We start from the raw sequence: 14,396 nt of genomic DNA, 5'->3' as shown, positions 1-14,396 counted from the left end.
AACTCCGATTCTCCGATCACGACCTGTCCGTAAGGGGCGTGATATTCGATTGTTAACGCTTGTTTCCGCCCCCGGTCACTGCCCCCGGAAAGCATTAGGCTCTTGCGCTTTCATCGGGAGGTCAATTGCCACACAGGCACTCCCGCCCTCCATGTCGCTATAAGGAAATAGCCGTGTTGAAAGCAGCACCCAGGGGCAAGCTTGCGCGCTCCACTGAACAGCAATCTCTCGGGCCGGACAGGTTCACGCCCAGTAGCATTGCCGTTCGCGAACACCGGAACCGGGAACGGGCAGACCGCATCATCGACCAGTTCGTCGAGCGCTTCACAGAAAAAGATTTTTTTCCGGATGACGGCGATGACGCCTTGTTTGCCTTGCTGGTTCAGTTGCCTGAATGGCCAGCAGACCTGTCGATCAGGATTCACAACGAAAGCGACGAAGTGCTCGCGGTTTTCCTGAAGGGCAGCGATGACAGCGTCGTTCAGAGCAGTATTCTCCTGACGCTAAACGCTGACGCTTATATTGCGCCGGATGATGTTCCGATCTCCGATGATGAGCCGCTGCTGCACTTGATCTTCAGCCAGTTGCCTGTGGGTTCTGACCTCGGGACGGGAGGTAACTTTCCGGGCAGCAACAGTGTCGCCGGACGAATAGTAACCCTGCGTGAGCAAATCGCCGGGTTGGCAAAAGACCAGAGGCCGCTGTTGTTCGATGCCCTTGTGGCGGCGAATGAGGACGTTTCAAAAAGCCAGCTGGATACCCGCACGCGTAACCCTCTTCTGCCCCTATGGGTTCGTCAGCAGGCTTTTCTGACTCCGGCGCTGGGCGTGCTGTGTGCCTTATGCCCAGAGGTTCCGGTCGCACGCCTCGAGGAATTGCTGGATCAGATGCCGTTGACGGAGCAGGAAGAAACCGGCTTTCTGGAGAGAACACTATTGCCGGACGCTTTTGGCGAAGCGCTGAACATTTCTCTGGATGAGTGGAGCAGCAGTCTGGCCATTGATGGTCTGGCGCGAACGCGCAGCTTCAATACCTATACGGACGAGCTGGCCCGCCGCCTTGCCAGTCAGCTGCTGACGGACACCCTGGGACGAGCACTGGTGATCATCGAGTACGGCATGAGCCTGTATGTCACGCCAGGCCCTGACGATACCAGCATCGTTTTGCTGCATGACGACTACGGCAATTACCGTGCACAGGACACCGGCAACGGTGAAATCACTTCATTCAAGGAGGGCACCGACAGCTTTTATCTGGCGATCAGTGCGCAATTGAAGGCCGAAGAACGAGCATTGCTGGGCATGCAGTTCGAACAGGACGTGAAGGGGTTTCGCGAGCTGCTGACTCGTCTTGCCATCAAGGAAAATCGCGGCTGGTTTGACCCCGGAAAGCCGACCGAAATCGAAAGCGGGTTTCTACCCGAGTGGTTCGCGGCCGCGGCCGATGTCGAAAAGCATCGCTGGAAAGCGGCGGTGCAGGATTACACTCAGGCATTGCTCGAAGCTCAGGCACCGGACCTGCTCGATCCTTCCGGATACGGAGAGCCCGAGCAGTTGCGCAACTACGCGCGCGAGAAACTTCGGGCGCGAATCCTGCTCGACCACGGGGTTGCAGTCGACCCTGACGCTGTCATTGTGCACACCGCGAGCATCGAGATTGACCCAGGCATTATCATCGATACGGATTACACCTACGTCGGTCCTTCAGAGATCGAGCCGAATGTTGAAACGCAGCAGCGCAGCCTGACGGAGCTGTCTCTGGAAAACATTGCCGTTACCGATATCAACTTTCTGCTCACCGGTCGCGCGTTTGACGATCATGGACAACTGATCAGCTTTTTGAGCGCCGGTTATCTGTTCAGCCTGATTCGTGATCTGAACGTCGGCGAAAACCATGTCCGATTCCTCAACACCGAGTTATTGACCTCGACAGCCGGGCAATGGCACCGCGAACGTTTCGCGAGCGTCATGCGCGCACAGATGCGTCTGGACGCCCTCGAAGCAAAAATGGCCGGAGACTTTCTTGGCGATGGAGGGCTCCCTCCCGAGTTGGCGAACAGAGGTTACAAATGGCTCGCCGCCGTACTGGATCACCCGTCTGAAGGTGGCGATCGTGCGGCGGTGGAGGGGCACCGCATTCAGGTCAGTCAGTTGTCGATCAATGGTGTGACATTGAGCGGCATACTGCTGGTCGGCGCGGAGTCTCTTTCCAGCGTGGCCAGCCTGGTGCTGTTCACCCCGCAGGTACCCGACGGCAAATGCTTCCGGGAAATGAGCGATGCGCAGGCACTTCAGCAACAAGTACTGCTTGAGCCTGAATTGCTGGACTATCTGGTGAGCAGGGCTCCTCTGGCGTCCCGGGGCCATGTCAGGCACGTCCTGACCTCTGGCCGTGACACGCTGTTCATGGCACTGCAGCCCTGCACTGGTAGTTTTCTCGATGCAGTTTACGAGTCTGAAGTCGCACGGGTGATTTCTGCTGTCGATGAACAGACCAATACCACGTGGGAAACCAATTGGGAGAGCGCCTGGGAAATCACCAAGGCTATTGGCGATATCGTGCTCACCTTCGCACCTTTCAAGGTGAGGCTGCCGATGGCCGCGCTGCGCAGTTTTTATGCCATATGGCAGGGCGTTGCCACAACGGCTGATGACAAGGCAAGCGCCCCGCTGTATTTCGTTCAGGCGGCGCTACTACTGGCCGATGGATTGGCGCTGCCCAAGGGGCGACAGGTCAGGACGCCCGCAGCGACCTCCATTGGTCGCTCTGTGCTCGACCCGAGAACAGCCGTGGCAAGAATCCCCGGCGGGTTGAAATTACGCGATGACGGTTTTTACAAAGGCGTTTACGAAAAAAGCCGGGAAGACGCGCCAAGCCGTTTTTATGCCGTGCAACACGATAAGGCCTATGCCGTCAGGTACGACGCCGATTCCGCAGTCTGGCGGGTGATCGATCCGCGCCGGCCGGATGCCTATTACCAATTGCCGATTCAGCTCGACAGGCAAAATGTGTGGGTACACGCCTCGGCAGGTTTGCGCGGTGGCAAGAAGCATTCAAAACCCAAGTCCTCCAGTGGCTCGGGCAGTGATAGCGGATCGCCGGAAAACGGTAGCCGCGTCAGGAGGTATAAAGTTGATCTGGAGGGATTTTTTGAAAGTCGCAACTTCAAGAACGCTCAGAAAAACATCGAAGATGACCTCGTCGTTGCAGTCAGGAAGGCAACAGAGCGATTCGAACTGGACGGCAACGGCAGTCTGCATAAACACGGCAAAACAGGTTTTTCGCTCGATCTTCCCGGTGTTGGCAGGAGTACCGGCAGGGGAGCCTGGCGCTTGATACTCGAACCCGGTGAAAAGGGCATCATCAGGGCTGTCGACGTCAAGGATCCGCACAAATAGCTCAGACCTGCGCAGCGCAAGCCGCTGAATTGGCTTGGCAAATCGCCTCGATAGACAAAAGGCACGGCTCTCGCCGTGCCTTTTGCGTCGAGCTCTGAGAAAATGCCGGCACTTTTATTGCGGATGCCGACATGACTGCCCTGAAGAACGACCGTTTCCTTCGCGCTTTGCTCAAGCAACCCGTAGACGTCACGCCGGTATGGATGATGCGTCAGGCAGGTCGTTACCTGCCGGAATACCGCGCCAGCCGCGCCAGTGCCGGGGATTTCATGAGCCTGTGCAAGAACCCGCAGTTCGCCTGTGAAGTCACCCTGCAGCCGCTGGATCGCTACCCGCTGGACGCGGCGATTCTGTTCTCCGACATCCTGACCATTCCTGATGCGATGGGCCAGGGGCTGTACTTCGAAACCGGCGAAGGCCCGCGTTTCAGGAAAACCGTGAGTACACTCGCTGACATCGAAGCACTGCCGATCCCCGATGCGCAGCAGGATCTGGGCTACGTGATGGATGCGGTCAGCACCATTCGCCGCGAACTCAACGGTCGTGTACCGCTGATCGGTTTCGCCGGCAGCCCGTGGACGCTGGCGACCTACATGGTCGAGGGCGGTTCGTCGAAGGACTTCCGCAAGTCCAAGGCCATGCTCTACGACAACCCGCAAGCCATGCACCTGCTGCTCGACAAGCTGGCGCAGTCAGTCACCTCCTACCTCAATGGCCAGATTCTGGCCGGTGCGCAGGCCGTGCAGATCTTCGACAGCTGGGGCGGCAGCCTGTCTTCGGCGGCGTATCAGGAGTTCTCGCTGGCCTACATGCGCAAGATCGTCAGCGGCCTGATCCGCGAAAACGACGGGCGCAAGGTGCCGGTCATCGTCTTCACCAAAGGCGGCGGTCTGTGGCTGGAAAGCATCGCCGACATCGGTGCAGATACTCTTGGACTGGACTGGACCTGCGACATCGGCGAAGCGCGTCAGCGTGTCGGCAGCAAGGTTTCGCTGCAAGGCAACATGGACCCGACCGTACTCTACGCCCGCCCGGAAGCCATCCGCCAGGAAGTCGCACGCATCCTTGCCAGCTACGGCAGCGGCACCGGCCACGTCTTCAACCTCGGCCACGGCATCACCCCTGAAGTCGACCCGGCCAATGCCGGCGCGTTCATCAACGCGGTGCATGAGTTGTCGGCGCAGTATCACCAGTAGTTGCTGGGCTGACGATGTTGGTTTTTGAGAGCTGAACCTATGGGAGAGGAATAGAAAAGACTATTCCTCTTGCTGATTCTCAGGGCTGATCGCTGGTCATCGGACGACGGTAGTGCTCTTAGGGACAAGGAGTGATAAATTGCCGGCAAGCAAGCCGGCAAAAATAGCCGGTTAAAAATTACCAAGCCCCTATAAATAGGGGCATTAGGTGGGGTTTAAAACCGGCAAATGGCATTCACACCGTACATTCCCCAAGACAAAGCGCCCGATGAGTTGCAGGATCAGGTCGTCCAGATCATGCGGCTCGATGCGGCCCTCCACGCGAAAATTCCGGGCCCGCTGCGCTTGCCGATGATGAATCTGCTTCGGGTGGTGAATTCTTACTACAGCAACAAGATCGAGGGTAACTCCACGATTCCCGCCGACATTCTGCGTGCCGAGGATGCGCCTCAGGAGTTCAAGGGTGCAAAGGACCTGCAGGAGATCAAGCGTCACATTGAAGCCCAGCGTCGACTTACCGATGAGCCTATTAATCAGGTCGACGTGTGCACGAAGAGCGCTATCTCACGCATGCACCGCGAGTTCTATGTTGGCGTGCCCGAAGATATGCTGGATATTCAACTCAATGAGAAGGGCGATACCGTGCGTATGGTCCCCGGCGAATTCCGGCATCTGGGGGTTCGCGTCGGCAAGCACATCCCTCCAACCGTCGAGCAGATGCCCACATACCTCAACGATTTTGAGCGAATGTACCGCCTGGACTGGATTCACGGCCTTTCGGGCTTCTTTGCGGCTGCAGCGTCGCACCACAGGCTGATGTGGATTCACCCATTTATGGATGGCAACGGTCGCACCGGCCGCCTGTTCACGGATCAGTACCTCAAGGCAGCTGGCTTTGGTGGGTATGGTCTGTGGTCCATGAGCCGTGGATTTGCCCGCAATGTCACCGCCTACTACGAGATGCTTGGCGCCGCCGACCACCCGCGCAAAGGTGAGCTGGACGGGCGGGGTGAGCTTTCGGATAGTGGCCTGTTGCGCTGGACCCGTTTCTTCACGGAGACTGCCCTGGATCAGGTGCAATACTTCAGCGCGCAGCTTGAACCGGAAAGGCTTGACGAGCGGATCGACGTTTATTTCGAGATGCGCAGCCGTCGCGCGCTTTCGGACAGCAAGGGCGAGACTCTTCCTGAACTCCGTATAGAGGCCCGAGATGTCTATAAGGCGTTGCTCTACCAGGGCGATCAGCAGCGCGCTGATATTCAGGCCCGCTTGGGCGTCGGCGAGCGCACCACACGCAGTCTGTTGAGCCAGATGGCCAAAGAGGGCTTGATAACGTTGGACGGCCGCAAGCCGGTAGCCCTGAACCTATCCCGGCACTCGATCGAGTTCCTGTTTCCCTACCTCTGGTAACCCTGTACGCACCAGGGTCATCCTTCCCTTTTCAGCGCCGACGACTACGTCGGCGCTTTCGCATCCGCAAAGCCCTCCCGCAGCGAACCGCTGCGTGGCAGGAATCGGCCCTGTCGCTCGCCTTGCGGTTTGCCGTCGGCATAGCTCAAGCGGCCGTTGACCCAAACACCGTCGATGCCCTGCGCCGCTCGCTGAGGATCTTTGAAGTCCGCCACGTCTCGCACGGTTTGCGGATTGAACAGCACCAGATCCGCCCAGTAGCCTTCGCGAATAAGGCCGCGCTCGTGCAGGGCGAAGCGCGCGGCCGACAGTCCGGTCATTTTGTGTACGGCGGTATGCAACGCAAACAGCCCCTTGTCGCGACTGAAATGCCCGAGCACCCTCGGGAACGCACCCCACAGGCGCGGGTGTGGAAACGGGTCTTCCGGAAGGCCATCGGAGCCGATCATCGCCAGCGGGTGAGACATGATGCGCTCGACATCGCTTTCATCCATGCCGTAGTACACCGCACCCGCAGGCTGCAACTTGCGTGCGGCGTCGAGTAATGACAGCCCCCAGTCGGCGGCAATGTCCTGCAGATCCCTGCCACCCTGATCCGGATGCGGCGTAGACCAGGTGATGGTGATGCGGAACGCGTCTGTGACCTGTTTGAGGTCCAGCGTCGAAGAGCTGGCCGCATAGGGATAGCAGTCGCAACCTACCGGATGGTCCTGCGCGGCTTTTTCCAGGGCTGCCAGCAGTTGCGGGCTGCGTCCCCAGTTGCCGGCACCAGCGCATTTCATGTGCGAGATGATGACCGGTGAGCGCGCATGGCGGCCTATATCGAATGCTTCCGCCATGGCCTCCAGCACCGGCTCGAACTCGCTGCGCAGGTGGGTGGTGTAAATCGCGCCGAACGCGCTGAGCTCTTCCGCCAGTTGTTTGACCTCGCTGGTTTCGGCCGAAAACGCCGAGGCGTAGGCAAGGCCGGTCGATAACCCCAGCGCGCCGGCTTCCAGGCTGTCACGCAACTGTTCGCGCATCGCGGCAATTTCTTCCGGACTGGCGCTGCGCAACAAGTCATCCATGTGGTTGCTGCGCAAGGCGGTATGGCCGATCAGGGCCGCCACGTTCACCGCTGGCCTGGCGTTTTCAACCGCTGAGCGGTAGTCGGTGAAACGTGGATAGATGAACGCAGCGGCGTCGCCCAGCAGGTTCATCGGGTCGGGCGGATTGCCGCTCAGCGAGACCGGCGACGCGCTGATCCCGCAGTTGCCGACGATGACGGTCGTTACGCCCTGGCTGATTTTCGGCAGCATGTCGGGTTTGCGGATGACCACCGTATCGTCGTGGGTGTGGACATCGATAAACCCTGGGGCCAGCACGCGACCGGCCGCATCGACTTCTTCCCGGGCACTGTCACCGGCCAGACTGCCGATGCGCTGAATGCGCCCGTCGCTGATCGCCACATCGGCGCGTACCCCCGGTGTGTCACTGCCATCAATGACCAGTGCGTCGCGGATGATCAGGTCATAAAACATGGTTCAGTCTCCCAGCGGCAGGCCATCTTCGCCGCCACGGTATTCATCCAGCGCAAGCTTGATCCGGCGCAGCCGCTCCTGGTTGTCTTCAGGGCTCGACAGCGCCAGTTCAGTGGCCAGCACATCGATGGTCAGCAGCATGCCGTAACGCGCTGCGGTGGGTTTATAGATGAAATTGGTTTCAGCAATCTGTAACGGCAGCACGACCTCGGCCAGTTGTGCCAGCGGTGAGTCAGGCAGGGTGATGGCCAGCACGCGGGCACCGTAGCTGCGCGCCAGGGTCACGGCGTCGAGCAGCTCCGGTGGGCGCCCGCTGAGCGAGCAGACAATCAGACTGTGTTGCGGGCCAAGCGTAGCGGCGACCATGCGCATCATCACCGGGTCGCGGCAGGCGGCCACCGGGTAACCCAGGCGCACCAGCCGGGTTTGCAGCTCCTCGCTGCACAGGCTGGAGCAACCGCCCATGCCGAATGTGTGAATCATGCGTGCATCGGTGACGCAGGCGATGGCGGCGGCAAAGCGTGTCGCGTCAAAGCCTGCCAGGTGCTGGCGCAGGGTGGCTTCGATGTCGTCGACAATCCGGGCGAAAAAGGCCGACTGCTCCGGCGCCGGTTGCGGATGCAAAAAGCGGCTGCCGACGCCGCTGGCCTGAGCCAGTTGCAGGCGCAAATCGCGCAGATCCCGGCAACCGATGCTGCGCGCGAAACGTGACAGCGTCGCACTGCTGACCTCGGCGCGGCTGGCCAGCTCATCCAGACTGGCACTGGCCGCGAAGGCGATATCGCTGAGCAACAGCCTGGCGATTCGGCCTTCTCCCGCACTGAAGGAATCCTGACGGGCACGTATCTGGTACAGAATGTCCACTCAAAGCACCTGCGCCAGGCCCAGCGTCAGGGCGAAAGCGACGACGGAAATCAGCGTCTCCAAGACCGTCCAGGTCTTGAACGTTTGCGCGACAGTCATGTTGAAATACTCCTTGATAAGCCAGAACCCACCGTCGTTGACGTGGGAAAAGATCACCGAGCCTGCACCCGTCGCCAGCACCAGCAGTTCGGGGTGTGGATAACCCAGCCCCATCGCCACAGGTGCAACGATGCCCGATGCCGTGGTCATCGCCACCGTCGCCGAGCCGGTGGCAACGCGCATCAGTGCCGCGAACAACCAGCCCATCAGCAGGGGCGACAGATGAAAGTCCTGCGCCAGGCCGACGATCTCATTGGTCACGCCGCTGTCGATCAGAATGCGGTTCAAGCCGCCACCGGCACCTACCAGCAACGTGATGCTGGCGGTCGGTGCCAGGCACTCGTTGGTGAATTTCAGGATAGAGTCGCGGTTGAAGCCCTGCGCGATGCCCAGCGTCCAGAAGCTCAGCAGGGTGGCCAGCAGCAGGGCAATCACCGAGTTACCGATGAACAGCAGAAAGCTGTTGAACGCGCTACCCGGTGTACTGATCAGGTTGGCCCAGCCACCCAGCAGCATCAGCACCACCGGCAGCAGAATCGTCGCCATGGTCAGGCCGAAGCTGGGCAGCTTCTGGCGTGGCTCGCGGTCGAGAAACTGTTTGGCCAGCGGGTTTTCAGCCGGCAGGTGGATGCGCGGGACAATGAATTTGGCATACACCGGACCGGCGATGATGGCCGTGGGGATGCCGATCAGGATGGCGTAGAACAGCGTTTGTCCTACCGACGCCTGATACGCCTGCACCGCGAGCATCGCAGCAGGGTGCGGCGGCACCAGCGCATGCACCACCGAAAGACCGGCGACCATCGGCAGGCCGACCATCAGAATCGACACCCCGACACGCCGGGCTACGGTAAAGGCGATCGGCACCAGCAGAACGAAGCCGACTTCGAAGAACAGTGGCAAGCCCACCAGAAACGCAATGCAGACCATGGCCCAGTGCGCGTTACGTTCGCCAAAGCGATCGATCAGGGTGCGCGCCACCTGCTCGGCGCCGCCAGACTCGGCCATCATCTTGCCGAGCATGGTGCCCAGCGCCACGACCAGCGCGATATGCCCCAGCGTTTTGCCAACCCCCGCTTCATAAGAGGCGACCACGCCACTGGCCGGCATTCCGGCGATCAGGGCCAGACCGACCGAAACAAGCGTAATGACGATAAACGGATTGAGGCGGTAACGCGCGATCAGCACGATCAAGGCGATGATGGCGACAGCGGCGTAGACCAATAGCGAAATACCGGGTGACGGCGACATGGCGACGGTTCCTTGCAAAGTGGGTAGGCGAGGGCGCAACACCAACAGCTGAAGCTGTCAGCCTGAAGGCGACTCGGGAGTACTCGGCAGGGATGACGCAATAAGGTGGAGCAGGGGCATTTCAGGGCGATCACAGGTATTCATTATTTTTATCTCTGTTTTCGTTATGAAAATAAATTACACGAAAATGAAATATAAACAAATATATGAAAATAATTTTCTTTTTTGGGTCGTGCCTCGCTAATGGGAGAGAGGCGCTGAGGCGCGGCCTACCGCTGCGTCAGCAATTGCTCCGCATAGCGCGCAACGACATGGCCGAAAGCAATAGAGGTATTAGCGGTGCCCGAGCGCAGGCTGTCTACAAGGTTAGCGAGTTCCGCATCGCTGGCGCTGGATATGAACTGTTCATCGAACACACCCGTGATGGCCTCCTGACGTCTTTTGGTCAGATACGCGATATCGAGTGCGAGCTTTTCGATCATCGTCGTGGCGGGAAGGTCGGTGTGGGATGTGCTCTGGATTTTCCCTGTCAGCAAGTAACGGAAGCGCCGTTCGCAATCGTCCTCTGTCGGAGAGATGTGCAGGTCTTCATCGAACCAGTTGCCCTTGTAGTGGCCGCAGTGCAACGGGCTTCCTGGTGTGGTCTCGCGCAGGCAGGACGCATGAAGATTGCTGAACTCCAGTGCCAATGGCAGATAATGATCCTGCGGTCTGAAATGTTCGATGTGACTGCTATCAAGTTCTATTTCCCTGCCGCAATAGCAGCATGAGAAGTTCTGCTCTTGCAGCAGGCGATCATGCAGGTCGCGTTTTTGCGGGTTCTGCAAGGTTGGATAAGTGGGCGTCCAGTCTTCGTTTGCACTGGCTTTCCATTCGGTGAATGACGCAGGCTCAGTTCCTTTGATGATGCGTCTCATCGTCCAATGATCTCCTTGCGTTTGAGTAGCGCCTCGGCACCCGCGAACTCTGGTAGATCGGGCGCCTTCTTCTTCAGTGCATCAAGCTGCGACCTGGCTTTTTCAAGCTCGTTGTTTTCCAGAGTGCTGAATAGCTGATCGAGCAACTCTTCAATTTCAGGCTCACGCTGAGGCACGCCCATGACTTCTTCCAGAATGCTGCTGGAGTCCAGGCCGTAGGTTGCTCTTGGGTGAGAGCCGTCATGGTTATTCAGCAGGATGACCTCGCCCGGTTGCAGGCTGCCGATGACCTGTGGCGAGTGGCTGGCAGCGATGAACTGAATGCTGGGAAATGCTTTTTTCAGCGCGGGTGCAATGGTGCGTTGCCAGCCGGGGTGAAGGTGGATGTCCAGTTCATCGATCACGATGATGCCGTTTGTCTTGCTTAGAACATCCTTCCCCATGTGCGGATTTAGCAGGCAGATACGGCGGGCAATATCGGCGAAGAGGGCGACCATTCCGCGTTGCCCGTCGCTCAGGTCGTTGAACGGGGTTTTTCGGTCATCAATGTCCACCATCAGCCCCCGCATTTCCATGTCGTACTCTATGCCCTTGGACTCCGGCAGTGCGCACTGGATAGCTGAATTGATCCAGGTGAGTTCGTCGGTGAGAATGCCAGGGAAACCCGTTCTGGCCAGTCTTTGAAAGCGCTCCAGTGTCTTGCCGATGAACCAGGTCTCGAAGTTTTTCAAGTTGGAAGCGGCATCGAACCAAGAGGTGTAGGCATCCAGTCTTGATGGTTTGCTCTGTGCAGCATGCTCAGCGGTTACACTCATCGTCAGCCAGCGTCGATTGGCTTGATAGACGGCGAATACAGGCAAATCCCCGTGAGTAGCGCCGTCGATGCTGATCAGATTTTCCGAAAATACGAGACTGTTCAGCGCGCTAAAATTTGTCTGAAGACTGCTGCGTTCTAGCGATACGTGCCATTCCTGATGCTCAAACGCGCCACCTTGGGCAGTCAACACAAGAGGATAGCTGCGCTCAAAACGAATCCTGTCTTCGAACTTTACTAACTCGAACCGAACATCGGACTCGGCTATCGATGGTTGATGGACGCCAATGCTTCCAAGTAGATTCCCGAAGCATCCCGCCACCCCCAGCAATAACGACGTCTTCCCACTGCCATTAACCCCCACCACCAGATTGAACCCAGGCTGGAAGTCGAAATGAGCATCTTCGTAGCAACGAAAATTCTGCAGGTGGAGGCGGTCGAGGCGCATGTCGGTTTCCTTTACCAGAACTGGCGGATGCGCCAGTGTACCTTGGCTAACCCTATGCGCCATCGCCCTATGTGTGACTAAACCTGCGACCCCAGCGGCTGCAACCTTGCCAACCTCAACGCCACACCAAGGGCGATCAGCAGCAACACGCCTATAAACACCCCGATACCGTTCCAGCCTGCGTAGTGCCAGAACACGCCGCCGCCGGTGCCGGCCACGCTCGAACCTGCGTAGTAACAGAACAGGTACAGGGACGCGGCCTGGCCTCTGGCGGTGGTGGCCCTGCGTCCGACCCAACTGCTGGCCACTGAATGTGCGCCGAAGAAGCCGAAGGTGAAGATCAGCACACCGACGATCACCAGTGGCAGTGGGGTGAACAGGGTCAGCAGCAGGCCGGCCAGCATCATCACGATCACGGCCCAGAGCACCTGTCGGCGGCCTAGGCGGTCAGCCAGCGAGCCGATCTTTGCTGAACTGTAGATGCCCGACAGGTACACCACGGAAAACACACCGACCACGGCCTGGCTCAGGTTGTAGGGGGCGCTCAGAAAGCGGTAGGCGATGTAGTTGAACAGCGTAACGAATGCGCCCATCAGCAGAAAACCGGTCAGAAACAGCAGCGGCAGGCCTGCATCGCGAAACTGCACGACAAAGCCGTCGAGCAGACTGCGAGGGTGCAGCGAGCGCGGGCGGAAGTTGCGTGACGCCGGCAGGATCTTCCAGAACACCGCTGCGGCGATCAGCGCCAGCCCGCCGACCACCAGCATCGCCGCGTGCCAGCTGACATAATCGATCATCACCCCGACGATCAGCCTTCCGCTCATGCCACCGACGGCGCTGCCGCCGATATACAGCCCCATCGCCAGGCCCAGATGGGTGGGGTGGATCTCCTCGCTCAGGTAGGTCATCGCCACTGCCGCCAGGCCGCTCAACGAAAGACCTACAAGAGCTCGGGTAATCAGCACGCCCTCCCAGCTGGGCATCAAGGCGCTGGCGATGGTGAACAGCGAGGCACAGAACAGCGCCATGACCATCACCGGCTTGCGCCCCAGCCGATCGGATATCGGCCCGGTGATCAGCAGGCCGATGGCGAGCATTGCTGTGGCGACGGACAGGATCAGGCTGCTTTGTGCCGCAGTCAGGGAGAACTCGCTGGACAGCGTGGGCATCATCGGCTGAACGCAGTACAGCAGGGTAAAAGTCGAAAACCCGCCAGCGAACAGCGCCAGTGCAGTGCGTTTGAACAGTGGCGTGTTCTTCTCGATGTAGGTATCGCCCGGCAGTGTCGACGACTGTACGGACGAGGTGTTCAAGTCGGGGGTGGGCGGGGCAACGGCAGGGTTCACAAAGACCTCGGGGCACGGTTGAGCAGGCAATGAAAAAATCATATAGCTCGCTAATCATTCCATCCAATATATTGTTCGACCTGTTTGATATTTAAAACGACTTAATGGAGGCCGCATGGAATTGCGTCATCTGCGTTACTTCATCGCGGTTGCCGAGGAGCTGCATTTTGGCCGCGCAGCCCAGGCGCTGGGGATTTCGCAACCGCCGCTCAGCCAGCAGATTCAGACGCTGGAGCAGGAACTGGGCACGCGTCTTTTCGAACGCACCAACCGGCGTGTCGAGCTGAGCGAATCCGGGCGGCTGTTTCTCGACGAAGCACGGCTGGTGCTGGCACAGGTCGACAAGGCCACTGATGTTGCCCGGCGTGCGCAACTGGGTGAAATCGGCGAGCTGAAGATTGGCTTCACTTCGTCTGCGCCGTTTACGTCGAGCATCCCGCAGGCGATTTTTGCTTTCCGTCAGGCCTGCCCGGATGTGCACCTGACCCTGACCGAGATCACCAGTCAGGAAGTGGCGGCAGGTCTTGAGGACAAGACCATTCAGGTCGGCATCATGCGCCCGCTGGCATTGCCCGATTCACTGGTGGTGTTCGAATTGCTCAGTGAGCCGCTGGTGGCGATCATGCGTGCCGACCATCCGCTGGCGGCAGAAAGCGAGGAAGGGATCTACATGGCGGCACTGGCCGCCGAGCCGTTCGTGTTCTTCCCGCGCACTTATGGCAGCGGTATCTACGCGCAAGTCCTGAGCCTGGCGCGCGCGGCCGGGTTCAGCCCGCTGATCACCCAGGAAGCGGGCGAAGTGATGACCATCATCGGCCTGGTTGCAGCAGGCTTGGGCGTCACCGTACTGCCTGCGTCCTACCGGCGAATGCGCATCGACGGCGTGGTCTACCGCAACGTCCTCGACCCCGGCGCAACCAGCGCGGTGTGGCTGGTGCAACGCAAGGACGAACAATCGCCCATGGCCAAGGCGTTCACCGAGCTGTTAACGCGCAACGTAGGGTGATTCAAAGGCACGGATGATAGGACGCGGAGCGTCCAGAACGGCATGCGACGCGGAGCGTCGCACGATAGTTGAGATTCTGGCCGCAGGCCGTGGGAGCGAGCTTGCTCGCGATCTGCCGGGAACCGGC

10 protein-coding genes are annotated in these 14,396 nt (G+C 59.2%); 4 read left to right on the top strand and 6 right to left on the bottom strand.

All coding sequences use genetic code 11. The annotated features are described in order from the left end of the window. Positions 1–173 precede the first annotated feature (173 nt). The 3 genes from KBY08_RS12160 (at position 174) to KBY08_RS12150 (ending at position 6,004) form a co-directional block, all read left to right on the top strand. Positions 174–3,398 carry a dermonecrotic toxin domain-containing protein gene (locus KBY08_RS12160; protein ID WP_096135378.1) on the top strand — a complete coding sequence of 1,075 codons (3,225 nt, stop codon included), beginning with the start codon at positions 174–176 and terminating at the stop codon, positions 3,396–3,398. Positions 3,399–3,529: 131 nt separating this feature from the next. Then, positions 3,530–4,594, top strand: a complete 1,065-nt coding sequence (gene hemE, locus KBY08_RS12155) for a uroporphyrinogen decarboxylase (RefSeq protein ID WP_024639381.1) — start codon at positions 3,530–3,532, stop codon at positions 4,592–4,594. Positions 4,595–4,822: 228 nt separating this feature from the next. Further along, on the top strand, positions 4,823–6,004 hold the full coding sequence (locus KBY08_RS12150) for a Fic family protein (RefSeq protein ID WP_024643141.1): 1,182 nt from the start codon (positions 4,823–4,825) through the stop codon (positions 6,002–6,004). Positions 6,005–6,048: 44 nt separating this feature from the next. Here KBY08_RS12150 and KBY08_RS12145 read toward each other — a convergent pair whose 3' ends face one another. The 6 genes from KBY08_RS12145 to KBY08_RS12120 all read right to left on the bottom strand — a co-directional run bounded on the left by KBY08_RS12145 (position 6,049) and on the right by KBY08_RS12120 (position 13,263). Beyond that, positions 6,049–7,524 (bottom strand): N-acyl-D-amino-acid deacylase family protein, encoded by a 1,476-nt coding sequence (locus tag KBY08_RS12145; protein WP_111522133.1) that lies wholly within the window; start codon positions 7,522–7,524, stop codon positions 6,049–6,051. 3 nt (positions 7,525–7,527) lie between these two features. Continuing rightward, entirely contained in the window at positions 7,528–8,388 is an 861-nt protein-coding gene (locus KBY08_RS12140) for a MurR/RpiR family transcriptional regulator (protein WP_024651853.1), read from the bottom strand. Then, positions 8,389–9,738 carry a GntP family permease gene (locus KBY08_RS12135; RefSeq protein ID WP_003403016.1) on the bottom strand — a complete coding sequence of 450 codons (1,350 nt, stop codon included), beginning with the start codon at positions 9,736–9,738 and terminating at the stop codon, positions 8,389–8,391. A gap of 269 nt (positions 9,739–10,007) precedes the next feature. Continuing rightward, positions 10,008–10,655, bottom strand: a complete 648-nt coding sequence (locus tag KBY08_RS12130; protein ID WP_111522134.1) for a retron system putative HNH endonuclease — start codon at positions 10,653–10,655, stop codon at positions 10,008–10,010. Continuing rightward, positions 10,652–11,917, bottom strand: coding sequence for an AAA family ATPase (locus tag KBY08_RS12125; protein ID WP_032620174.1), 1,266 nt, complete (start codon positions 11,915–11,917; stop codon positions 10,652–10,654). Before KBY08_RS12125 ends, KBY08_RS12130 begins: the two co-directional genes overlap by 4 nt. A gap of 77 nt (positions 11,918–11,994) precedes the next feature. Beyond that, positions 11,995–13,263: an MFS transporter gene (locus KBY08_RS12120; protein WP_011266387.1), complete on the bottom strand. Its 1,269-nt coding sequence runs from the start codon at positions 13,261–13,263 to the stop codon at positions 11,995–11,997. A gap of 115 nt (positions 13,264–13,378) precedes the next feature. Between KBY08_RS12120 and KBY08_RS12115 the strand changes: the two genes are divergently transcribed. Further along, complete coding sequence (locus KBY08_RS12115) at positions 13,379–14,269, top strand: LysR family transcriptional regulator (protein WP_003402997.1); 891 nt, start codon at positions 13,379–13,381, stop codon at positions 14,267–14,269. The last annotated feature ends 127 nt before the right edge of the window (positions 14,270–14,396 follow it).

Origin of the sequence: Pseudomonas sp. P135, from assembly GCF_020312125.1 — a bacterium.
Taxonomy (GTDB): Bacteria; Pseudomonadota; Gammaproteobacteria; order Pseudomonadales; family Pseudomonadaceae; genus Aquipseudomonas; species Aquipseudomonas fragariae.
Note: the sequence above shows the minus strand (reverse complement) of the source record. Positions and strands in the feature narration are given on the sequence as shown.

Coding starts and splice junctions, on each gene's coding strand:
- KBY08_RS12130 (WP_111522134.1), bottom strand. CDS start 10,655: ATGAGACGCATCATCAAAGGAACTGAGCCTGCGTCATTCACCGAATGG.
- KBY08_RS12145 (WP_111522133.1), bottom strand. CDS start 7,524: ATGTTTTATGACCTGATCATCCGCGACGCACTGGTCATTGATGGCAGT.
- hemE (WP_024639381.1), top strand. CDS start 3,530: ATGACTGCCCTGAAGAACGACCGTTTCCTTCGCGCTTTGCTCAAGCAA.
- KBY08_RS12125 (WP_032620174.1), bottom strand. CDS start 11,917: ATGCGCCTCGACCGCCTCCACCTGCAGAATTTTCGTTGCTACGAAGAT.
- KBY08_RS12135 (WP_003403016.1), bottom strand. CDS start 9,738: ATGTCGCCGTCACCCGGTATTTCGCTATTGGTCTACGCCGCTGTCGCC.
- KBY08_RS12115 (WP_003402997.1), top strand. CDS start 13,379: ATGGAATTGCGTCATCTGCGTTACTTCATCGCGGTTGCCGAGGAGCTG.
- KBY08_RS12150 (WP_024643141.1), top strand. CDS start 4,823: ATGGCATTCACACCGTACATTCCCCAAGACAAAGCGCCCGATGAGTTG.